The organism is Rothia sp. HMSC08A08, from assembly GCF_001808385.1.
GTDB lineage: Bacteria > Actinomycetota > Actinomycetes > Actinomycetales > Micrococcaceae > Rothia > Rothia dentocariosa.
Map to the genome: position 1 here is coordinate 48576 of NZ_KV793061.1, position 20705 is coordinate 69280.

The window sequence follows — 20705 nt, forward strand, 5'->3', positions numbered from 1 at the left end:
GAAAAGAAAACGCTACACTGCCGAGACCGGTTTGCGGCTGACCTGTTCCATGACGGGCCCGGTTGCCGCCAACGCTGCGAATACCAGCCCCAGCCCCATCGCGATCGAGCCGAATACCAGTGCTGCGGTGTACAGCAGCCCCGTCTCGGTGAGCGCCGAACCAAGCAGCAGCACGAATAGCGGCAGTGCCACCACCGCAGACATACAGCTCACCAGCAGCAGTGGGCCAAACACTACGATGCGCCTCGAACGCTTCAAAACCGCAGCTTCGGTACCCATCATCCGCAGAGAAGAATACAATGAACTGCGCTCATAGATAGCGGCGGACTGGTTTAGCAGCGCCGAAAGCGCCACCAGCAGGTAGGAGAGGAACAGCACCAGCACCAGACCCTGCAATATATCCCCAATAAGATAGGACTCCGCCGAGCCTTCTTCCACACCCGGCGCGGAATTGACCATGCCCAGAATCGGCCCCACGAAAGCGGCAATAAACGTGGTCATGGCAACCCCGGAGACCTGCCGCCAGGCGGCGCGCGGCGATTCCAAAATGGAGCGATATGCCAGCAGGGTTGCGGGGGTGCGGGCGGTGCGAACCCGAATGCGGGCGTACAGCCCACCACGAACCCGCCGATCAGGTCTACGGCGAGCATCGTGAGCAGGATCGGCAGCCCAAACATGATGGTGATTACCAGTACCAGCACGAACCCGTTCGAGTCCATCGAATCGGCGGCGAGATTCATAATGACCTGGGAAGCAATCGCCCCGACAAAGCCCATCACCAGAAGTACACAGCCCAGAATGAGGGCGCGTTTACCGAGAGACGGCTTATCCGACCGGGTGCGTACCCCCAGCGGGCTGATGGCCACCTTCGAGAGCCCAAAGAGCGAACTGGTTGCGGCGATGATCAGGCTCACAAACCCGCAGACCAGTACGATGGGCAGGGGCAGCAGCATATTTTCGGGGCCCAGCGGGATGTTCTGGAAGCGCAGCATCCCGAAGGGCAGCACCAGAATCAGGTACACGATAAACCCGAGCACGAACCCAACCGCAGCGTAGATCACGGAATCGAGCATGGTGTAGAGGGTAAGCCGCCGGGTGGAGGCACCCAGCAGCCGCAGGGTTGTCAGGCGGTCGTCGCGGCGGCGTGCGCTGAGCCGTGCCGCGGATGCGCCGAGCGTGAAGAGCGGGGTGAGAAGCAGGAACCCGCTAATCCAGGCGAGCATCAGGTATAGCGGCTGCATCGTGTGCGCCGTGTTTTTGGTGCCGGGTCCCGACTCGACCGAGGTGGCCGTGCTGGCGTCCCCGCCCAGCCACAGGTAGAAGGCGTGAATACCTCCGGCGATCAGCAGAAAGAGCGCCGCAGATGCGGCAAACGCGAGCACCGGAAGGATCGCCTGGGATGTGGGCAGGGTGCGGCGCGCGAGAAGTTTGAAGGTCTGCATTCTTAGGCGCCTTTCCCCAGGAGGCCGCGCATCGAGAAAAGACGCCGGGCGGGTTTATACGGCGCTGGTGCATGGTTGCGTGAGGCCGCGGTGTGCGCCGTGCCCGGAGCATGCGGAGCATGGGCGGGGGAGTAGTGAACGTTCGCGGGCGGCTGCGTTTGTGCGGAAACCCGGTTGTACGTTTGACGCGGGTTCCCCGGCTGGAAGACGCCCGGCTGCGCGGAAGGAGCGGGTGCCGCATCCTGAGGCGGTACCGGCTGGCTCGGCGGCGCAGGAACCCGATACTGTACCGAATCCCCACTCTGCTGACCGGACGTGGTGGGACTCTGCCGGTTATCCTGCACAATCTGCCCGTCGTGCAGGTGGATTGTGCGGGAGCATTGCGCCGCAACCTGCGGGTCGTGGGTGACGATCACGAGGGTTTTACCCTGCTGCGGAACGAGTGTGAGCAGAAGATCCATGACCTCTTGGGCGGTCACGCTATCGAGCGCGCCGGTGGGTTCATCCGCAAAGGTAATCGGCGCACCGGTAATCTGTGAACGCGCAATCGCCACGCGCTGTGCCTGCCCGCCGGAAAGTTCGCCGATGCGTTTCTCGCACATGTCGCCTAGCCCCAGCCGGGCGAGCAGGTTTGCGGATGCGCCGCGTGCTTGATCGCGCGACATCCCGGAGATCATGGCGGCGAGCGAGACGTTTTCTTCTGCGGTGAGCTCGGGGATGAGAAGCCCCTGCTGAAAGATGAATCCGAAGGAGTTTGCGCGCAGGCTTGTGCGCTGTTTTTCGCTTAAGGCGCCGAGTTCAACGCGCCCGCCCGGTATCTCGGGTCCGCCGCCGAGCACCTGAATGGTGCCCGAGTCTATGCGAATAATGCCGGAGAGCGCGTGCAGAAGCGTGGTTTTTCCGGAACCGGAGGGTCCCATGACGGCCACGGATTCGCCGGGATAAATATCGAGCGAAATATCGCGCAGTACTGTGTGCTGTCCGTAGGATTTGGTAAGGTTGCGCACCGAGATAACGGGTGCGTATGAGGTGTAAGAAGTATTCATAGCATCCATTTTTCCAAGGGTGACGGGGCGTTTTTATCCGTCTACGGAGTGAAAAAATACGGCGATAATGCCGGGTTTTTCGCGGGTTTTCATCCCTAAGGATGAGTGGGGCGTGTTCTGGGATACGGCTCTAAATCGTGAGGATGATGCCATACTTAAGACCATGACTGACGCACAGACCCACCATGAACACGCTGAAACGCCCGGTAAGATTTTTCTGCTTCGGCACGGGCAGACCGACTGGAATATAAATCACCGGTTTCAGGGTAGAACCGATATTCCACTGAACGATACGGGGCGTGAACAGATTCGGGGTGCCGTGCCGCAGCTGCGTGAGATGGCTCAGCGCGGCGTGCAGATTGACGGTGTGGTTTCGTCCCCGCTTGAGCGCGCGGCGGAGAGCGGGCAGATTGTTGCCCAGGCACTAGGGGTGCCGTATCTGGGTGCATACGCGGGGCTAGAAGAACGTTCATTCGGTGATTTGGAGGGTGAGGCTGCAACCCCTGAGCTGGTGGCGGCATCCCGCACGGATGGGCATAAATACGGGGTTGAGGAGCGCGAGGCCCTGGTGAGCCGCGCCCTGACCGCCCTGAACCGGGTGCGCCGCGAGCATGAGGGCAAGAACATTGTGGTGGCTACTCACGGCATGCTGATTGCGGTGACGATGACCGTGCATCTGGAAGGCCGCGAGCATGAGGGCTACGAGACGATCGACGGCATGTTCCCTATTCCTCCAAATGCTTCGCTCACCGAGCTTCCTATCGACTATCTTGACGATGCGATTGATACTCACGTGCTGGTTAGCCGCCAGCCTAAGCTGCACGCCGAACCTTTCCCTAAGAATCTGGCGGGCGGTTCGCTCACGCTGATTCGCCACGGACAGACCGAGTGGAATAAGAACCAGCTCATGCAGGGTATTAGCGATATTCCGCTGAACGACACCGGTCGCGCACAGGCACGTGAAACCGGGGAGAAGCTGCGCAGCCTAGGTTTGAGTTATGACCGTGTGATTTCTTCACCGCTGTCGCGGGCGTATGAAACCGCGCAGCTGGTGGGTGAGGATTTCGGGCTGCCGGTCAGTGAAACCTACCCTGACTTGGTGGAACGTAATTATGGTGCCGCCGAGGGTGTGAATATTCCCGTTCCCGAGCGGCGCGCCCCTGACCGCTACTATCCGCAGGTAGAGACCGAACGCGATGTGTATGTGCGTGCCGTGCGTGTTCTGCGTGAGATTGTGCGCCAGTATCCTGGGGAGCGCATCATTGCGGTGAGCCACGGGAGCCTGATTCGCCGCGCTATTTCGGCGGCGCAGGGGTACGAGCATACGCAGACTGTGCCGAACGCTGAGCCTTTAGAGGTCGATCTTAAAGGGCTTTTTGCCTTTGATGAGAGCACGGTGTTCGATGAGCGGGGTCGTCTTGTCTGGTAGATCTGGCAGAGTGTTCCGGGTAATCGGATGGGCGCTTTTTGCCCTATATTGCGCCGTCGTTGCAACGATCGTGTTTGCCCCGCAGCATGTGGACGATAACGAGGCGGGCTCTCGTCTGGCTTCGCTTCTCGATGCCGGCCACGCCCAGGGTTGGCTTCCCGGGTTTATCACCTATGCGAGCATCGAACAACTCTCGAATGTCATCATGTTTGCCCCCGGTGGGTTTCTGCTCATGCTGTTGCTGTTCTGTCGCACCCGCCCGTGGCGAAGGGTAGGGGTAATCACTCTGGGCGCGGTGGCGGTCAGTGCCGGAATCGAGCTCGTTCAAACGGCGATGCCCGAACGCACCGGCGACCCTCTAGACGTGCTCATGAACGGGACGGGTGCGTTTATTGGTTCCCTGACCGCCTGGGGTGTGCATGGTCTCTGGATGCGCTGGGTTAAGAGGTAGTTCACGGATATGGATGCTTACACTCGCTCGACAAGGCACCTAGTCACCACGCCTTCGCTTCGCTCCGGCGATGGCGACAGCCCTAGGCGCTCGCTGGAAGCCCGCGCATCCTGAACGCGCCACGCACTCGAAAACCTTTGTGGTTCAAGGCAGATCAAAACTACTCGCGCCCAAACTTTCAAAATCCGCGCATCCGGTGTGGGTTTAGATGCGTTGTGGGGTGAACAGTGTGTGTCTGTTGTGGATTATTTGACCTTAAGTGTGGTTTCTAGGGTAAATTCACAAAAAATCGATGATTTATCCGTGGGTTATCTTGACGCACCCACATAAACCCACATAAAATCAAGGGCAAGACTGTTGTCTTGAGTGGTGATACGCATTCGCCGTTCCGCCATGATACACAGACCTAAGAATTCGCGTGGAACGGTTCGTTCGCTCCACACCCATACCTTGAAAGTGATGTGCGCATATGTTTGCTGAAGAACGTCGTGCCGAAATTGCGAAGCTGGTATCTTCTGCACGCCGCGTTAACGGTGCTGATCTCGCTCGACGCTATGACGTCACCATGGAGACTGTGCGACGAGACCTTGCCGCCCTCGAAGAAGCGGGTAAGCTGCGCCGCGTGCATGGCGGTGCCGTTACCGTTGAGCAGTCTACCTCCCTAGAGTCCTCTATTGCCTCACGTCAGGGCATGAATACTCCCGAGAAGCGCCGCATCGCCGCGAAGGCTTATGAGTATCTGCGTGATTCTGATGTGGGTTCAATTGTTCTTGACGCCGGCTCGACCATTGAGATCTTGGCGGACTACATTGGGTCAGAAAACTTTAGCCTCAAGACCGGCAGCGACCGCATCATTATTACCCATGCCCTGCACATTGCGGTCAAACTCGCTGAGGCAGAGGGGGTCACCCTCGAACTTGTGGGCGGTCAGCTGCGCAAGATGACCTGGGCCGCGATTGGTGCTCGTGCCGCCGAATATTTCGCTACGGTACGCCCCGACATCGCGTTTCTTGGTGCCAACGGCATAGACGCCGAATTTGGTGTTTCCACCCCCGGCATGAATGAGGCCATCGTGAAGACCGCGATCTGCAAGTCGGCGCGGCGCGTGGTGCTTCTGTGCGATTCGGCGAAGTTCGGGCAGGAATCACTCGTGCGCTTTGCTGACTTCGAGAATATCGATACCATGATCACCGACCGCGCCCCCGATGGTGCGCTTGCTCAGGCTCTTGAAGCCGCTCATGTGGAGGTACTCATCGCATGATTCTGACTCTCACCGCTAACCCTAGTTTGGATCGCACGATCGAACTGGGCTCGCCTCTAGCACACGGCGCCGTTCAGCGTGCGGTAGGCGCGGTTCAAGACCCCGGCGGTAAAGGGGTCAATATTTCGCGTGCCTTACATACTTCTCAGATGCCTACTGTTGCGGTGGTTCCGGGAGAGGCTACCGACCCCGTGCTGACCGCCCTTGCGGCGAGCGGCGTGCAGTTTGCGAATCTGCCCACGGGTGAGCCCATCCGCTCGAATATCACCGTGGTTGATCCGGACGGCACGACCACTAAACTTAATGCCCCCGGCACCGAGTTCACCCCTAAGCTACGCGACGCCCTGGATGCGCTCGTGATCGCCCAATCAGAAAACGCAGATTGGGTGGTACTCGCCGGTTCGCTGCCTGGCGGACTGGATGCAACGTATTATGCCGAGCTGTGTGCGAAGCTGCGCGCCAGCGGATATGAAGGCAAGATCGCCGTCGATACCTCTGAGGCGCCGTTGATCGCTACCGTTGCGGGGCAGATAAAGCCTACGTTGATTAAGCCGAATTCTGAGGAGTTGGCACAGCTGACCGGCGCCGAGAATTGGGAAGAGCTGGAGTCGAGCCCCGAGCTGACTGCACGTACCGCGCGAACCTTGGTGAATGACGGCATTCCCTATGTGCTGGCAACCCTTGGCGGGTCCGGCGCGGTTCTCGTGACCGCCGAAGGTGCCTGGCATGCACAGCATGAACCCGTGAAGGTGCGCAGCACGGTGGGCGCCGGGGATTCGTCGCTCTCCGGTTTCCTCTTTGCTTATGAGCGGGGAGAGTCGTCGCAGCAATGCCTCGTGCAGGCGGTTGCGCATGGCTCGGCGGCAGCATCCTTACCCGGAACACAAATGCCTTCGGCAGCCATGACAACCCCCGAGAAAGTAACCCTAAAACAGCTTTCCATTTAGCTTATATTCCATATCAGGCATATAGCATATAGCCTGGTCAACCACTAAAAACAACATATTTACGGACACTTGAGTGCGTACTGAAAACGCCCGCATAGGCATCATGGCGCACCGCATCATACGCCCCGAGGAGGGTATTATGTCTGAGCTCATCACCCCAGAGCTGGTGCTCCTAGACCAGAATCTGGGAGAGACTAAATTCGACGTCATCAGCAAGCTCGCGCACGCCGTCGTCAATGCCTCACGTGCCACCGACTACGATCAGCTGTACACCGCTGCTGAAGCCCGCGAGTCCAAGACCGACACCGGCATCCCCGGCGGTATCGCCATCCCTCACTGCCGAAGCGCGGCGGTCACCGAACCCACCCTCGCGATGGCACGCCCCAACCCCGGCGTGAGCTTCGGCGCGAAAGACGGTCCTGCCGATCTGATCTTCTTCATCGCCGCCCCCGATGGTGCCGACCAGGAACACCTGAAACTGCTTTCCACGCTGGCACGTTCGCTCATGAAGAAGAGCTTCACCGCCTCCCTGCGTGAGGCACAAACCCCCGAAGAAATCGTAGACCTCGTGAACGATGCGCTCGGCACCGGCGCCCCGAAGAAGGCTCCCGCCTCCGCCGACTCGGCAGCATCCGATGCGCAAAAGGCGGGTGCAGGCGCATCCGCTCAAGCTGCAGCGGCACAGACCGACTCCGCAGAAGCGACCGCACCCGAGAAGCCGGCCACCAAGAAAATCGTGGCGGTCACCGCATGCCCCACCGGCATCGCGCACACCTATATGGCGGCGGATGCCCTCAAATACGCAGCGGAAGACCTCGGCTACGACTTCAAGGTTGAGACTCAGGGGTCCTCGGGGAACGAAACCCTCACCCAAGCCGATATTGATGAAGCCGACGCCGTCATTTTCGCGGTCTCCGTGAACGTGCGCGACCGCAGCCGCTTCGCCGGTAAGCCCTATGTGGAAGCCCCCGTGAAGCGCGGCATTGACGAACCGCAAGCCATGATTGAGGAGGCCCTAGCCGAAGCGGAAAACCCCAACGGCAAGCGCGTGAGCGCCGCCGCATCCAGCGGAGAAGACACCTCCTCGGCTGCCGAAGGCTCGTGGGGTTCGCGCATCTACAAAGCCGTGATGACCGGTGTTTCGTACATGATCCCGTTCGTCGCCGCCGGCGGCATTATCGTGGCTCTGGGCTTCATTCTCGAAGCAATCACCATGCCGAACCTGGGCGATGTCGATACCGAAAAGATCCTCGCCAACGCCACAATCTACAACCTGGGAGACACCCACTGGACCCTCTACCTGGGCGCGGTTCTGCAGACCATCGGTAAGTTCGGTCTTGATCTGATGGTTCCCGCGCTCGCCGCCTTTATCGCCTACGGGTTGGCGCAGCGCCCCGGTATTGCGCCCGGCTTTATCGCCGGTTCCGTCGCGGTTGCCGTAAAGGCTGGCTTCCTCGGCGGTATCGTCGGCGGTCTGCTCGCCGGTCTGATCGCCTACGGTTTAGGCACCCTCAAATTGCCGCGCTGGCTTGGCTCGATGATGCCCGTGGTCATTACCCCGCTCATTACCTCACTCGTTGCGGGCGGCATCATGTACTTGCTGTTGGGCGCGCCGCTGGCGTGGGTTCTCGAATCCCTGCAGAACTGGCTGACCTCCATGTCTGGCGCATCCGCTCTTGTTCTCGGCCTGATTCTGGGTGCCATGATGGCGTCCGATCTGGGTGGTCCCATCAACAAGGCGGCTTACCTGTTCGCAACCGCCGGGCTTTCTTCGGGTGCCGATGTGAACAAGGAAATCATGGCAGCCGTTATTATCTCCGGCATGGTTCCGCCGCTGGCTATGGCGCTTGCCACCACCCTGCGCCCCAAGCTCTTCACCGAGCCCGAGCGTGAGAACGGCAAGGCCGCGTGGCTGCTGGGCGCATCCTTCATCTCTGAGGGCGCTATTCCGTTCGCTTCGGCAGACCCGGCGCGCGTGATCCCGTCCTCCATCGTAGGTGGCGCGATTGCCGGTGCTATTTCGATGAATGCGCATGTGGCATCCCCGGCACCGCACGGCGGTATCTGGATTATTGGTTTGAGCAACAATATTCCGATGTTCCTGCTCGCCGTTGTCGCCGGTACCGTCGTATCCGCTATCACCTATGTGCTGCTGAAGTCGATTGGCGCGAAGTCGCGGCAGACTGCGACCGAGACCCCAGCGAAGACCGCCGCATAAGCGTTACACTGTAGAGAACCCAACACGAAGGATATATCTTCATGACTACATATAAAGGCGTCGGTGTTTATGCCGGACGCGTTATTGGTCCCGTGCTACAGATGCCCGAGCCTATTCAAGAGCCTAAAGCCGGTCTACGCCTAGACGGTGAAAGCCCCGAAGAGGCCGGTCAACGTATTCAAGATGCGTCGGTTCGCGTGAAAGAGGACCTGCTCGCACGCGCCGAAAACGCGGGTCGTGACGGCAAGGCCGTGCTCAAATCGACCTCGCAGATGGCGACCGACCGCGCCCTGATTAAGAGCGCCGTAAAGCTGGTTGAGACTCAGCAGATGGCACCTGAGCGCGCGATTTGGGAGGCAGCAACCTCGTTCGCCGACCAGATGGCTGCCCTTGGCGGTTACATGGCTGAGCGCGTCACCGATATTCACGATGTGCGCGCCCGTATTGTGGCGGAACTGACCGGTCAGCAGGCGCCGGGCATCCCCTTCGCGGAGGAGCCTTTCGTGCTCGCCGCAGTTGATCTTGCCCCCGCAGATACCGCGACCCTTGACCCGAAGAACGTGATCGCCCTGATCACTTCAGACGGTGGTCCGCAGGCGCATACCGCGATTTTGGCGCGCGGCCTGGGCCTTCCCGCTATTGTGGCGGCGAAGGGCGTTACCGATATTCCCGACGGCACCGAGGTCTATGTGGACTCAAATGCGGGTATCGTCAATACCGAGCCGACCGATGAAGACCGCGAAGCCGCCGAAAAATACGCTAACCGCAAACCTATCGCCGACTTCGACGGTAAAGGCGTGCTCGCCGATGGCACCCGCGTGCCACTCTACGCGAATGTGGGCGACGGCAAATCCGCCGAAAAGGCTGCCAGCCTGAACGCCGAAGGTGTGGGTCTGCTGCGCACCGAGTTTGGTTTCTTGGGGCACGACGCCGAGCCGTCTATTGAAACCCAGGCAGCAACTTACAAGTCTGTGTTTGATGCCTTCCCCGGCAAGCACATCGTGGTTCGTACCCTGGATGCGGGTGCCGACAAGCCTCTGCCCTTCCTGAACGTGAATCCCGAGGAAAACCCGGCGCTGGGCGTGCGCGGTTTCCGCACCGACTGGACCGTACCCGGCGTGCTGACCCGCCAGCTGGAGGCTATCAAGCAGGCGTCCGAGGATTCCGACGCCGATATTTGGGTTATGGCACCGATGATTTCGACCACCTCCGAGGCTCGCAACTTTGCGAAAATGCTCAAGGAGGTCGGCCTGCCGGTACACGGCGTGATGGTTGAAACCCCCGCCGCAGCCGTGAACGCCGAAGCGATTTTGGGTGAGGTCGATTTCGTGTCGATCGGCACCAACGACCTGACCCAGTACACGATGGCTGCAGACCGCCTGCTGGGCGATCTGGCTCACCTGAACAACCCGTGGCAGCCTGCGGTGCTGAAGATGATTAAGCTGACCGTCAAGGGCGCTAAGCGAGCTTCGGTGAACGCCGGCGAGAAGAAGTATGTGAGCGTCTGCGGTGAGGCCGCCGCTGATCCGGCGCTGGCCGTGGTGCTGGTCGGCCTGGGGGTTGATACCCTCTCGATGAATGCCGGTGCTATCCCCGCGGTTGCGGCGGTGCTCAAGTCGGTGACCCTGGAACAGGCACGTCATATCGCCAATAAGGCTTTGGAACAGATTTCCTCTGCCGAGGCGAAGGCTGCCGCCCGCGCTGAGCTGCCGATTCTGGACGAGCTCGGCCTCTAGAAGACGCCTCAAACCCGGTGGAGAATAAGGCTAAACCGGTGTTGAAAGTTTATTTCAAGATCGGGTGAGGCATTGATCCCCAAGCGGTGAGTAAAACTGTACAATTGAGGCAAGAAAACAGGGGGTGCATCCTCCCGTTTGATAAACATGGAGTCGATAACAGACGATTCCTTCACAAAGGAGAAAAACCATGGCAGAGGTTATTGCCACCATTGCAAGCCGCGTTGGTCTGCACGCACGTCCCGCAGCAATTTTTGCTGAGGCAGCTGGCGACCTCCCCGTTGAGGTCACCATTGCAGCCGAAGGCGAGCCCGCAGACGAGGCAATGGATGCGGCTTCGATCCTATCCCTGATGTCCTTGGGTGCTAAGCACGGTGACCGTGTGGTGCTCCGAGCAGAAGGTGAAGGCGCAGACGAAGCTCTAGAGACCCTGAAGAAGATTCTCGAAACCGACCACGACGCAGAGTAATCCTTCCGGCGACTCTCGCCAGCTTACCGGTATCCCGTCGCTTCACGTGCGGCGGGATACCTGCTTTAAGGCTCGGGCGCGCATCCGGCTGTTTTCCGCCTCATGCCTCAGCCAGCCCGATCAGGTCGGAAGGGGCATAAAAAGGCTCTTGATACGGATAAAGCGGCGTTTTTAACTCTTTATTCACAGCAAAGCTCTTTTCAGGCGAGGCGAACCCCGCCGATGCACCAATCGCCGCGCCTCTTGTTAGACTTAAGGCGTGCGTGCGCCGCGAGCGCATCAAAAAGACCGCACAAGGTTCGCGGGCGATAGACGTTCGGAACACCCACCACCCCACGAGAGATAGAGACCCTTGCACGAAATTACGGCACGTTTTGCAACCCCAGCAGAAATTCAGGAGTGGGATACCCACGTGATCGCCAACCCGGACGGCGGAAATCTGCTGCAGTCCGCATCATTCGCAAAAGTCAAAGCCGACTACGGGTGGAAACCCCGCTATATCGTGTACGAAGGCACCGTCGATCGTGACGGCGAGAAGCAGCCTTTCGCCAGCTACAGCCTGGCGTTCGAGAAGAATATTCCGTTGCTGGGCAAACTCTGGTACTTCATCAAAGGCCCGGCGGTGCATGATGCCGATGAGCTGCCCGCCCTGCTGCAGGCGAACCGCCGCCTGATTACCGAGCAGAAATTGGGTGTTTTTGCCGTTAAGATCGAACCTGAAATCGTGGCGGATGAGCACGCCCAGCAGGTTATTGCGGGCACCGAGCTGGTTCGTACCGCCGATATTCAGCCGAATGACTACACCGCCATCCTCTCCACCGAAGGCACCGAGGAAGAGGTGCTCAAGTCGTTGTCTTCGCGCGGACGTAACGCTGTACGCCGCGCCACCCGTGAAGGCTGCGAGGTCAAACGGGTTGAGCTCACCGACGAAAATATGCGCGCCATGTATGCCCTTATGGATACCGTGGGCCAGGGCAAAGTTTCGCTTCTGCTGCGCCCCTACGAGTATTACCGCGACTTCTGGAAGGCCTTCGAGAACGCCGGGCAGGGCAGGCTCTACTTCACCTATGAAGACGGCAAACCTTCCGTGGGCGCCTACGTGATTAACTACGGCACGAAGGGCACCTATAAAGACGGCGGTTCTAAGCCGCGCCGTAAACAGTACGGTGACTCTCATCTGGTACAGTGGACTGCGATTACCGACCTCATGAAGGAGCACGGGATCAGCACCTATGACTTCTGCGGCACCCCGCCCGCCGCCGAACTCAAGAATAAGGAACACCCTTACTACGGTCTGGGTCTGTTCAAAACCTCGTTCACGAAGAACGTGACCGACTTCGTGGGCGTTTACGATCAGCCTATTTCAGAGCTCAAATATAAACTCTGGAACGCCGGTGTGGAGCGGCTGATGCTTCGCCTGTGGGTGAAGAAACACCACTATTCCTTCTACTAGGAAACGCCGCACCGCCACGCCACTCACCGGTACACACAGCGCACCAGCACGTAACACGATCAAGGGATACTATGGCGAAGAACCCCGAGGAGCACAGCTACAACCCAGCCGATGAGAACGCGAGGAGTATTCGCCGCCCGGGATATTTCTTCGCCGTGCCTCTCTCCGAAGTGCACGACTCCAAGCTGCGTGAGGCGCTTGCCCACAGCGGCAAGGAGGTTGAGCAGGCTGAGCAGGCGCGTGAGGCGCTTTACGAGGTTGCGGCGGCGCACGGCGTGGAAACTGATACGGACGATACCCAGCTTCTTCCCGTCGACGAATCGGGGATGCCTCTCGACGAGGCTCCACAGATGTCCTACGAGCCGGAAATACCCTACGAGGAAATCCCCGAAGAACCCGTAATCCAGGCGGTGCAGAGCGTGCCGCCTGAGATACCGCATCCGCAGGAGCCGCCCGCGCAGACCTCCAGTAATATCGTCACGGAGGTTGCTAAATACCGCCAGTCCCAGCCCGTTCCTATGACGGGCATGATTCCGCAGGTGCCCAATTCGCATGCGGCACAGCGGTTCGGTGGTGTAGAGCCCACGGCGAGCGCACCCCCGGTATCCGTACCCACTACGACCGTACCCGCCGGGCGCGGTACGGGCGGACGGTGGGGCGTGCGAACCACCCTGCGGTCCTTCGTGCGTGCAGGCAGTCAGGCGGCGGCGCACGCGGCACCGCGCGGTGCGGCGCGCATCGCCCAACGGCAGTTCACCCCGCGCGCCAAACGCGAAGAACGCGCCCGGCGTGAGGCCCTGTACCGTGAGAAAGAATACGCCCGCGACACCCTCAATTTCACGCTACGCCTGGCGGAGGCCATGTTCTACTATGGCGCGGACGCGATGGACGTAGACTCGGCGATTATTGCGGTGTCTTCGGCGTATGGGCTCGATTCGGTGGATGTTAATATCACCAACCAGTCGGTGACCATCAACTACACCTCCGACCCTGATATTTACATGGAGTCGCGCATCAGCTCTCGCAGCATGAGTGCCGACTCCCGGTTCACCCATACGCTCGTGCGCGTGGTGCGTACCTCTACCGAGAATTATGAGGCGCTCGCTTCTACCTACGGGCTGATTCACGATATTACCGAGGGCGGCATGACCTTGGAGGATGCCGACCTTCGCCTGAGCGAGATTACGAACCATCCTAAACCGTATCCGCCGCTGATTACCTGGCTGGCGAATATTGGCTGCGCAACCACGCTGACGGCGGCGCTGGGGGCGAGCTGGTCTACCGCAACCGCTGCGGCGATCGTGTTTATTCCCGTGTACCTGCTGATTCAGTGGCTCAATAAGATTGGTATGCCCACGTTTTTCCGCATGGCGGCGAGCGCGGGTCTGCTGACCTTCCTGGCGATTTGGCTGGGAGGGGATCATTCCATGATTCGCCGCCCGGGGGAGTCGATTTCGGCGCCTCTGGTGGTTGCCGCCGGGCTGATCATGTTCCTGCCGACCTCGCGTCTGGTGGGCGCGGTTCAGGATGCGATTAACGGTTTCCCGGTGACGGCGGCGGGAAGATTCGTTTCGACGGGCATGAGCTTTTTGGGCCTGGTGATCGGCATTGCCTCGGCGGTGAATGCGATTAGCCTGTTTGGCGGCCCGATTCTGGATATTGAGCAGAGCCGGTTTGAGCTTCCTTCGCCGCTCACGTTCTCGGTGTTCATGCTGGCTGCGACGGTTACGTTTGCGATTACCCTACATACGAAGCTTGTGAAGCTGGGGTGGCTGGTGCTCATTACCTGTAGCGCCTTGGTGACCTATCACCTGTATACCTACCTGGTGGGGGTAGATTCGGGGCGTGCGAATACGGCGCTTGCTGCCCTCGTGATTGGCATGCTGAGCACCTACGTGGCGTACCGGTTGCATGCCCCGCAGGCGGTTTTTTCGATTCCTGCGCTGACCTTCCTGCTGCCTGGTTTGTCGTTCTTCCGCGGCATGTACCTGCTGACGGTGGAGACGAACGTGGTCTGGGGTATCCAGAGCATGATTTCGGCGGTTTCGATTGTGATTGCGATGGCGGCGGGCGTGACGTTGGGAAACTACCTGATGCAGTATCTGTTGCAGCGTTTCGCGGTTCCGCGCAATGTGCCCGCGGAGGCTGCCGAGTAGCGCATCCGCGGCTCTCACGTTCCTCTGATGCGGGATGCTACAAAGGCTCTTTATTCCACATTGGAATAAAGAGCCTTTGTATGTAGGTATGAGTGGGCAGATGCGCGCTATTTGACCGTCCAGTCCACCGGTTCCGCACCCTGCCGCACCAGCAGCGTATTCACCCGCGAGAACGGGCGCGAACCGAAGAACCCGCGATGCGCCGACAGCGGCGAGGGATGCGCCGACTCCACACACGGATACGGTTCCAGCATCGGGGCGGTACGCCGCGCATCCGCACCCCACAGCAACCCGACCAGGGGTTTATTGCGAGCCGCCAGCGCCCGAATAGCGCACTCGGTCACCTCTTCCCACCCTTTATTGCGATGCGACCCCGGCGCCCCTTCACGCACGCTGAGCACGCGGTTCATGAGCATGATGCCCTCATCGGACCACGAGCTTAGATCGCCGTGCTGCGCGGGCTCAATCCCCAAATCGTCGGAAAGTTCCCGGTAAATATTGATGAGCGATTTCGGCAGGGGCATATCCCGCTGCACCGAGAACGAAAGCCCCATCGCGTTCCCGGGGGTGGGGTAGGGGTCTTGCCCCACGATCAGCACCTTGACCTCGTTCATGGGGCGTGAGAATGCGCGGAAAATATTTTGACCTGTGGGAAAAGTTCGGTGTCCCGCCGCGTGTTCGGTGCGTAAAAACTCGCCCATGGCGTGGATTTTATCTTCGACGGGCGCGAGAGCCTGCGCCCAGTCTTCGCTCATAATGTCGGTCAGCGGCGGGTTCGTCATGAAAATACTCCCTGAGAAAATTTGACTCTAATAACACGGTGACTTCAACCAACATACTCTAAAGTGTTCATGTAGACCACCTATGTTCGTCAGGAATCCAGATGCCGATACCTTCTTCGGAAACCCCCGAACCTTCGCCTGCTAGCGGCTCCGAAGCCGCCGAACCCGCAGCGGCAGTCCCCGCCGATAGCCCCGAACCCAGCCCCATAGCACAGACAGCGCCTTCCGCCTCCGACACTTCTGAGACCCACGAAACCGGCGGAAAAACTGAGAACACGCGAAAATCTGCTCTCACCGATTTAGAGCGTGCCATGATAGCCCTGGAAAAGCGGCACTGGAAGTACCAGGGCACCAAAGAGAAGGCGATTACCGCGCTCGGGCTCACCCCGATCGCCTACTATCAGAAGCTCAACACGATGATCGACAGCCAACGCGTGATCGCCGCCGAACCTATCCTGATGCACCGCCTGCGCGAGGTTCGCGACCGCAGCTAAAGGCAGCCGCACCGATGTGTGCATGAGCGCACGCCGCTCTGAACAGGACGGATAAAGCCCCATACGGTACCCTGTAAGAGAGAGCTTTGGCAGGGCTCCACCGCGCAGAGCGGTACATCTATTACTCAACCTAGGGAAGTCATGAGCCAATACCCGCACGATGAATTCGACGACATCGACGAGAATACCGCCCGCCGTGGAACATACCGCGGTGTGATTGACGACCCTTCCAAGAGCCCCAAAGGCATTATTCCCGTTGTCGTCGCCGGTATTTTATCGCTCGTGATCGGCGGCGCCATGTACATTAACCACCCGCGCAGCAGCTCGCCCGAGGCTGCCGCGCGTGCCAAGAGCTACAGCGCCCCCGCCTCGCCCTCGGAGTCTTCGTCGCCCTCTGCTTCGGCATCCGAGCAGGCTAAGGATGCGAACGTGGCGGTCTATAATGCATCCGCACCCGGCGGGTCTGCGGCCAAGGCAAGCGCCGCGCTTGAAGGTTACACGATTACCGAAACCGCAAATTGGTCGGGCACCCCTCCGCAGTCCAGCACGGTCTACTACAAGGACGAGGCCAAGAAGTCACAGGCCGAAGCTATTGCGAAAACCCTGAACATCACGACGGTTCAGGAAAGCTCAGACACCTCGATTCTGGGCGAGAACGATATTGTGGTGGTGCTCGCCACCGACTACAGCTAACGGTATCAATCGGCCTGAGACTGCGGTGTGCGGTACCGTTTATCACCCCCGCTAGTTTCGGGAACGTTCAATGAGCCTTATGCGCTCGCATATAACATCGCCCGGCACTCGAAACTGGTGCTTTGGCTCCGTGCATTCGCACTCGAAGCCGTACCCGTTCACCCCATCGCGGCTTTCCGCACGCCTCAAGAATGCGCTGAGGGCGATTAAGCTAAATTCGGTGCTCAAAATGTTTGCCCTCGGGCGCACCAAGTGCCAAAATTGTTTTTAGCACTCGGCGCCTTCAGGTGCTAAAACCGGTATCGAAATTTGCTTCGGCAGACCGGAAAACCTGAGCGCTCCATTCGAAACGTCCAGGAGGGATATCGCCACATGGCAAAACTTATTGCTTTTGATGAAGAAGCTCGCCGCGGTCTAGAGCGCGGACTGAACACTCTAGCCGATGCCGTTAAGGTAACTCTTGGCCCCCGTGGCCGCAACGTCGTGCTTGAGAAGTCGTGGGGCGCACCCACGATCACCAACGACGGTGTTTCCATCGCTAAAGAGATCGAGCTTGAAGACCCCTATGAAAAGATTGGCGCCGAACTCGTCAAAGAGGTAGCCAAGAAGACCGACGATATCGCAGGTGACGGTACCACCACCGCAACCGTGCTCGCTCAGGCGCTCGTGCGTGAGGGCCTGCGCAACGTGGCTGCCGGTGCTGACCCGCTGAGCCTCAAGCGCGGCATTGAGAAGGCTGTTGAGGAGGTCACCAAGACCCTGCTCGACTCCGCAAAAGAGGTTGAGACTGAGGAAGAGATCGCGGCAACCGCATCCATCTCTGCGGGCGATCAGGAGATCGGTAAGCTGATCGCTCAGGCTATGGAGAAGGTCGGCAAGGAAGGCGTGATCACCGTTGAGGAATCCAACACCTTCGGCCTGCACCTGGAACTCACCGAGGGTATGCGCTTCGATAAGGGCTTCCTCTCCGGCTACTTCGTGACCGACCCCGAGCGTCAGGAAGCCGTGCTGGAAGACCCCTACATCCTGGTGGTCAACCAGAAGATCTCGAACGTGAAGGATCTGGTTCCCGTTCTTGAGAAGGTCATGCAGTCCGGCAAACCGCTGCTGATTATCGCCGAGGATGTTGAGGGCGAGGCTCTGGCGCTGCTCGTGCTGAACAAGATGCGCGGCTCCATCAAGTCCGTTGCCGTGAAGGCACCCGGTTTCGGTGACCGTCGCAAGGCTATGATGGCTGATATCGCGATCCTCACCGGCGGCCAGGTTATTACCGAAGAGGTTGGCCTGTCCCTGGATACCGCAACCCTTGAGATGCTGGGTAAGGCACGCAAGGTTGTTGTCACCAAGGACGAGACCACCATTATTGAAGGCGCTGGCGACGCCGCCGCACTTGAGGGCCGCGTGGCACAGATTCGCGCCGAGATCGCAAACTCCGATTCCGACTACGACCGCGAGAAGCTGCAAGAGCGCCTGGCAAAGCTCGCCGGTGGTGTGGCTGTACTCAAGGCTGGCGCAGCAACCGAGGTTGAGCTGAAGGAACGCAAGCACCGCATTGAGGATGCTGTGCGCAACGCAAAGGCAGCCGTTGAAGAGGGTATCGTCCCCGGCGGTGGCGTGGCACTGATTCAGGCGGGCGCGAAGGTCTTCGACAAGCTCGACCTGAAGGGTGACGAGGCAACCGGCGCAAACATCGTGCGCGTGGCTATTGATGCTCCGCTGAAGCAGATCGCAACGAACGCTGGCCTTGAGCCCGGCGTGGTGGTCGATAAGGTTCGTTCTCTGCCCGAGGGCACCGGCCTGAACGCTGCAACCGGCGAGTACGAAGACCTCATGGCTGCGGGTATTAACGACCCCGTGAAGGTGACCCGTTCCGCTCTGCAGAACGCCGCATCGATCGCCGGTCTGTTCCTGACCACCGAGGCTGTGGTGGCTAACAAGCCTGAGCCCGCATCCGCTGCGGCACCGGCTGCTGACCCGATGGGCGGCATGATGTAACGTTTCCCGACTGAGGGAGTATGTTGAAGCTCTCCGGGGTGGGTTCCTGACCGGCACAATGCCGGGTGCGGGACTCGCTCCGGAGAGCTTTTGTCTATCTCAGAGACGCGAGCAGGTGGTTTTTGTCCCGAGCAGGTAGGAGAATCCTACCTTTTCGGCCAAATCCTACCTGCTCGCGCGTATGCGTGATTGCTTGCAACGTGCGCCGTGATTCGTTCGGGATGGGCGAGCCGCGCGGTATGCTGGATTTATGATGCCTAACACCACCTCCAAATCTTCCGAAAACGCCCCTGATGCCCCCGCCCGTTCCGACCGAAACACAAAGAGCATCGGCTCGCGAAATTCATTTCTGAGCATCGGGTCGGTGAACTCATTCTGCAGCATTGGCTCTGTAAATTCGGCGTTTTCGATTGGCTCGGCTTTCTCGTTCGGATCTATCGGCTCGGCTTTTTCTTCGCTGTCCATTGCCTCGTGCCTGAGCTACATGAGCGTGTTATCGGTTTTATCGGAAGCATCTGTGCTCTCGGCACGGTCGTACAGGTCGGTGCTTAAGGCGGGCCAGCAGAAGAAGGCAAAGAAACCGTAGCCTTTCCGCCCGATCCAGCCCTGCCTGCTAAAAAGAGCCTTTATGTGAATAAAGCGTAGTTTTCGCCGCTTTATTCACATAAAGGCTCTTTTTTCGATGGGGCAGGGGCAAAGGAGCACACCTGGCGGCACATCAGCGAAACCACCCGACGGGTTACCCGTGCCCGCGCATCCACAAGGTAGAATGGTGGGGCTATGGAATGCGCCTATTATCGTGAGAGTCTTTGCCGCTCCTGCACTAGCATCGAAACCCCGTACCCCGCCCAGCTCGCGGCGAAACAGGCCGATGCGCGCAGGCTTCTTGCGGCCTACCCTCACCTGACCTGGCTGGAACCTGTCGCCAGCGACGAGGCGCATTTTCGGAATAAGGCGAAGCTGGTGGTGGGCGGTTCGGCGCAGAACCCGTCCCTGGGCATCGTGGATTATCGTTCGGGGCGTGCCACCGATTTAAGCGAATGCCCGCTCTATATTGAGCCGATTGAGCGCGCCATTCCGGTATTGCACGAGCTTATTCAGCGTGCCGATTTGACCCCGTATGACATTCCGGCCCGGCGCGGTGAGCTCAAGAATATTCTGGTGACCGCATCCGAGACGGGCGAGCTGATGGTGCGGTTTGTGCTCCGCTCGAAGAAGCTGCTGGTGCCTATTCGCCGCCAGCTGGGGTGGCTGCAAGAGCGTCTGCCGAAGTTAGCGGTGCTGTCGGTGAACCTGCTGCGCGAGCATGTGGCGCTGATCGAGGGCGAGGAAGAGATTATTCTGACCGAGCGGCAAACCCTGCCGATGCGCGTGAACGGCATGAGTCTGCACCTGCGCCCGCAGAGTTTCTTTCAGACGAACACGCAGATTGCGCAGGCGATGTACGTGCAGGGCCGCGAGTGGGTGGGGCAGGTTCAGCCGCGCACGCTCTGGGATTTGTATTGCGGTGTGGGCGGTTTTGCCCTGCACGCGGCACAGGTGATGCATGGTGAGGTCACCGGGATCGAAATCAGTGCGGAGGCGATTCGCAGCGCCCAGCGTACCGTTGCCGAGCAGGGGCTTAAGGACGTGAAATTTGCGGCGGGGGATGCGACCGAGTTCGCCATGAACGCCCGCGAAACCCCTGAGATGCTGGTGGTGAATCCGCCCAGGCGAGGCATTGGCGAGAGGCTGTGCGCCTGGGTTGAGGGTTCGGGGATTGAGCACGTAATTTATTCGAGCTGCAACGCAAAAACCCTTGCCGCTGACTTGGCGCGCATGCCCTCCTATAAGCCGGTTGCCGCGCGTTTGTTGGATATGTTCCCGCACACGAACCACTATGAGACGGTCTGTTTGCTAACCCGAAAAAATGTCGCAGGGTATGTGAACGTCGATATTGATGTGAAGGAGCTGAAGCGTGGCAAGCGCCGCCGCAAGGCGAAGCTCCTAGCTGATGACTTGACGAAGGAATCCATCGGTCCTACTACGCCGAAAAGGCGCTGGAAAGCCCAAATAAGCCCGTAGAGGACGTTAAGCCTAACGTTGTACCCGTTGTACCAATCGAGCAGGAAAAGCACTCAGAAGGCGAATATG

Annotated in this window: 21 protein-coding genes; 16 read left to right on the forward strand and 5 right to left on the reverse strand. The window is 59.5% G+C overall.

The annotated features are described in order from the left end of the window. Window positions 1-12: 12 nt before the first annotated feature. From HMPREF3164_RS11310 to HMPREF3164_RS03280, 3 genes are read right to left on the reverse strand one after another with little or no spacing between them, the layout of a single operon-like run. Window positions 13-501 (reverse strand): hypothetical protein, encoded by a 489-nt coding sequence (locus HMPREF3164_RS11310; RefSeq protein ID WP_246822584.1) that lies wholly within the window; start codon window positions 499-501, stop codon window positions 13-15. Beyond that, window positions 498-1442 (reverse strand): FtsX-like permease family protein, encoded by a 945-nt coding sequence (locus HMPREF3164_RS03275; protein ID WP_246822585.1) that lies wholly within the window; start codon window positions 1440-1442, stop codon window positions 498-500. The genes HMPREF3164_RS11310 and HMPREF3164_RS03275 overlap by 4 nt, the downstream gene beginning before the upstream one ends. Before the next feature lie 2 nt (window positions 1443-1444). Next, window positions 1445-2488: an ABC transporter ATP-binding protein gene (locus tag HMPREF3164_RS03280; RefSeq protein WP_246822586.1), complete on the reverse strand. Its 1044-nt coding sequence runs from the start codon at window positions 2486-2488 to the stop codon at window positions 1445-1447. A 163-nt stretch (window positions 2489-2651) separates the two neighbouring features. Here HMPREF3164_RS03280 and HMPREF3164_RS03285 point away from each other — a divergent pair, with 163 nt between their 5' ends. The 8 genes from HMPREF3164_RS03285 to HMPREF3164_RS03315 all read left to right on the forward strand — a co-directional run bounded on the left by HMPREF3164_RS03285 (window position 2652) and on the right by HMPREF3164_RS03315 (window position 10999). Further along, a complete protein-coding gene (locus HMPREF3164_RS03285) occupies window positions 2652-3917 on the forward strand; it encodes a histidine phosphatase family protein (protein ID WP_070448976.1) in 1266 nt (421 codons plus the stop codon). After that, on the forward strand, window positions 3907-4368 hold the full coding sequence (locus HMPREF3164_RS03290) for a VanZ family protein (RefSeq protein WP_246822587.1): 462 nt from the start codon (window positions 3907-3909) through the stop codon (window positions 4366-4368). Before HMPREF3164_RS03285 ends, HMPREF3164_RS03290 begins: the two co-directional genes overlap by 11 nt. Before the next feature lie 70 nt (window positions 4369-4438). After that, window positions 4439-4576: a hypothetical protein gene (locus tag HMPREF3164_RS11160; protein ID WP_168160746.1), complete on the forward strand. Its 138-nt coding sequence runs from the start codon at window positions 4439-4441 to the stop codon at window positions 4574-4576. Window positions 4577-4837: 261 nt separating this feature from the next. Beyond that, on the forward strand, window positions 4838-5629 hold the full coding sequence (locus HMPREF3164_RS03295; protein ID WP_013397862.1) for a DeoR/GlpR family DNA-binding transcription regulator: 792 nt from the start codon (window positions 4838-4840) through the stop codon (window positions 5627-5629). Next, window positions 5626-6576 (forward strand): 1-phosphofructokinase family hexose kinase, encoded by a 951-nt coding sequence (locus HMPREF3164_RS03300; RefSeq protein WP_070448839.1) that lies wholly within the window; start codon window positions 5626-5628, stop codon window positions 6574-6576. The genes HMPREF3164_RS03295 and HMPREF3164_RS03300 overlap by 4 nt, the downstream gene beginning before the upstream one ends. Window positions 6577-6715: 139 nt before the next feature. Next, window positions 6716-8794, forward strand: a complete 2079-nt coding sequence (locus tag HMPREF3164_RS03305) for a PTS fructose transporter subunit IIABC (protein ID WP_070448841.1) — start codon at window positions 6716-6718, stop codon at window positions 8792-8794. A gap of 41 nt (window positions 8795-8835) precedes the next feature. Next, a complete protein-coding gene (gene ptsP, locus HMPREF3164_RS03310; protein ID WP_070448843.1) occupies window positions 8836-10530 on the forward strand; it encodes a phosphoenolpyruvate--protein phosphotransferase in 1695 nt (564 codons plus the stop codon). Window positions 10531-10720: 190 nt separating this feature from the next. Continuing rightward, window positions 10721-10999, forward strand: a complete 279-nt coding sequence (locus tag HMPREF3164_RS03315) for an HPr family phosphocarrier protein (protein WP_013397859.1) — start codon at window positions 10721-10723, stop codon at window positions 10997-10999. Between the two features lie 100 nt (window positions 11000-11099). On the opposite strand, the gene HMPREF3164_RS11165 is transcribed toward HMPREF3164_RS03315, so the two are convergent. Next, a complete protein-coding gene (locus tag HMPREF3164_RS11165) occupies window positions 11100-11324 on the reverse strand; it encodes a hypothetical protein (protein WP_168160747.1) in 225 nt (74 codons plus the stop codon). Window positions 11325-11351: 27 nt separating this feature from the next. Between HMPREF3164_RS11165 and HMPREF3164_RS03320 the strand changes: the two genes are divergently transcribed. Together HMPREF3164_RS03320 and HMPREF3164_RS03325 are read left to right on the forward strand one after the other, a co-directional pair. Beyond that, the gene (locus HMPREF3164_RS03320; protein WP_070448847.1) at window positions 11352-12452 is read left to right on the forward strand and encodes a lipid II:glycine glycyltransferase FemX; all 1101 of its coding nucleotides are present in this window, start codon (window positions 11352-11354) and stop codon (window positions 12450-12452) included. Between the two features lie 71 nt (window positions 12453-12523). Then, window positions 12524-14608, forward strand: a complete 2085-nt coding sequence (locus tag HMPREF3164_RS03325; RefSeq protein ID WP_070448850.1) for a threonine/serine exporter family protein — start codon at window positions 12524-12526, stop codon at window positions 14606-14608. 107 nt (window positions 14609-14715) lie between these two features. Here HMPREF3164_RS03325 and HMPREF3164_RS03330 read toward each other — a convergent pair whose 3' ends face one another. Beyond that, complete coding sequence (locus HMPREF3164_RS03330) at window positions 14716-15390, reverse strand: uracil-DNA glycosylase (protein WP_070448858.1); 675 nt, start codon at window positions 15388-15390, stop codon at window positions 14716-14718. 101 nt (window positions 15391-15491) lie between these two features. On the opposite strand from HMPREF3164_RS03330, the gene HMPREF3164_RS03335 reads away from it, so the two are divergent. The 6 genes from HMPREF3164_RS03335 (at window position 15492) to rlmC (ending at window position 20636) form a co-directional block, all read left to right on the forward strand. After that, window positions 15492-15884, forward strand: a complete 393-nt coding sequence (locus HMPREF3164_RS03335) for a DUF3263 domain-containing protein (RefSeq protein WP_070448860.1) — start codon at window positions 15492-15494, stop codon at window positions 15882-15884. A 141-nt stretch (window positions 15885-16025) separates the two neighbouring features. Further along, entirely contained in the window at window positions 16026-16577 is a 552-nt protein-coding gene (locus HMPREF3164_RS03340; RefSeq protein ID WP_004005590.1) for a LytR C-terminal domain-containing protein, read from the forward strand. 27 nt (window positions 16578-16604) lie between these two features. Then, window positions 16605-16787 carry a hypothetical protein gene (locus tag HMPREF3164_RS11025; RefSeq protein ID WP_141744099.1) on the forward strand — a complete coding sequence of 61 codons (183 nt, stop codon included), beginning with the start codon at window positions 16605-16607 and terminating at the stop codon, window positions 16785-16787. A 162-nt stretch (window positions 16788-16949) separates the two neighbouring features. Next, complete coding sequence (gene groL, locus HMPREF3164_RS03345) at window positions 16950-18572, forward strand: chaperonin GroEL (protein WP_048754150.1); 1623 nt, start codon at window positions 16950-16952, stop codon at window positions 18570-18572. A gap of 250 nt (window positions 18573-18822) precedes the next feature. Next, window positions 18823-19158, forward strand: coding sequence for a hypothetical protein (locus HMPREF3164_RS11170; RefSeq protein WP_168160748.1), 336 nt, complete (start codon window positions 18823-18825; stop codon window positions 19156-19158). Window positions 19159-19352: 194 nt separating this feature from the next. Next, window positions 19353-20636, forward strand: coding sequence for a 23S rRNA (uracil(747)-C(5))-methyltransferase RlmC (rlmC, locus tag HMPREF3164_RS03355; protein WP_246822588.1), 1284 nt, complete (start codon window positions 19353-19355; stop codon window positions 20634-20636). The last annotated feature ends 69 nt before the right edge of the window (window positions 20637-20705 follow it).

Excerpts from the sequence above, each read along its gene's own strand:
- HMPREF3164_RS03330 (WP_070448858.1), bottom strand. The coding sequence starts at position 15,390 with ATGACGAACCCGCCGCTGACCGACATTATGAGCGAAGACTGGGCGCAG.
- HMPREF3164_RS03295 (WP_013397862.1), top strand. The coding sequence starts at position 4,838 with ATGTTTGCTGAAGAACGTCGTGCCGAAATTGCGAAGCTGGTATCTTCT.
- HMPREF3164_RS11170 (WP_168160748.1), top strand. The coding sequence starts at position 18,823 with ATGATGCCTAACACCACCTCCAAATCTTCCGAAAACGCCCCTGATGCC.
- HMPREF3164_RS11160 (WP_168160746.1), top strand. The coding sequence starts at position 4,439 with ATGGCGACAGCCCTAGGCGCTCGCTGGAAGCCCGCGCATCCTGAACGC.
- groL (WP_048754150.1), top strand. The coding sequence starts at position 16,950 with ATGGCAAAACTTATTGCTTTTGATGAAGAAGCTCGCCGCGGTCTAGAG.
- HMPREF3164_RS03325 (WP_070448850.1), top strand. The coding sequence starts at position 12,524 with ATGGCGAAGAACCCCGAGGAGCACAGCTACAACCCAGCCGATGAGAAC.
- ptsP (WP_070448843.1), top strand. The coding sequence starts at position 8,836 with ATGACTACATATAAAGGCGTCGGTGTTTATGCCGGACGCGTTATTGGT.
- HMPREF3164_RS03315 (WP_013397859.1), top strand. The coding sequence starts at position 10,721 with ATGGCAGAGGTTATTGCCACCATTGCAAGCCGCGTTGGTCTGCACGCA.
- HMPREF3164_RS03335 (WP_070448860.1), top strand. The coding sequence starts at position 15,492 with ATGCCGATACCTTCTTCGGAAACCCCCGAACCTTCGCCTGCTAGCGGC.
- HMPREF3164_RS03340 (WP_004005590.1), top strand. The coding sequence starts at position 16,026 with ATGAGCCAATACCCGCACGATGAATTCGACGACATCGACGAGAATACC.
- HMPREF3164_RS03275 (WP_246822585.1), bottom strand. The coding sequence starts at position 1,442 with ATGCAGACCTTCAAACTTCTCGCGCGCCGCACCCTGCCCACATCCCAG.
- HMPREF3164_RS11310 (WP_246822584.1), bottom strand. The coding sequence starts at position 501 with ATGACCACGTTTATTGCCGCTTTCGTGGGGCCGATTCTGGGCATGGTC.
- rlmC (WP_246822588.1), top strand. The coding sequence starts at position 19,353 with ATGGAATGCGCCTATTATCGTGAGAGTCTTTGCCGCTCCTGCACTAGC.
- HMPREF3164_RS03300 (WP_070448839.1), top strand. The coding sequence starts at position 5,626 with ATGATTCTGACTCTCACCGCTAACCCTAGTTTGGATCGCACGATCGAA.
- HMPREF3164_RS03280 (WP_246822586.1), bottom strand. The coding sequence starts at position 2,488 with ATGAATACTTCTTACACCTCATACGCACCCGTTATCTCGGTGCGCAAC.
- HMPREF3164_RS03305 (WP_070448841.1), top strand. The coding sequence starts at position 6,716 with ATGTCTGAGCTCATCACCCCAGAGCTGGTGCTCCTAGACCAGAATCTG.
- HMPREF3164_RS03285 (WP_070448976.1), top strand. The coding sequence starts at position 2,652 with ATGACTGACGCACAGACCCACCATGAACACGCTGAAACGCCCGGTAAG.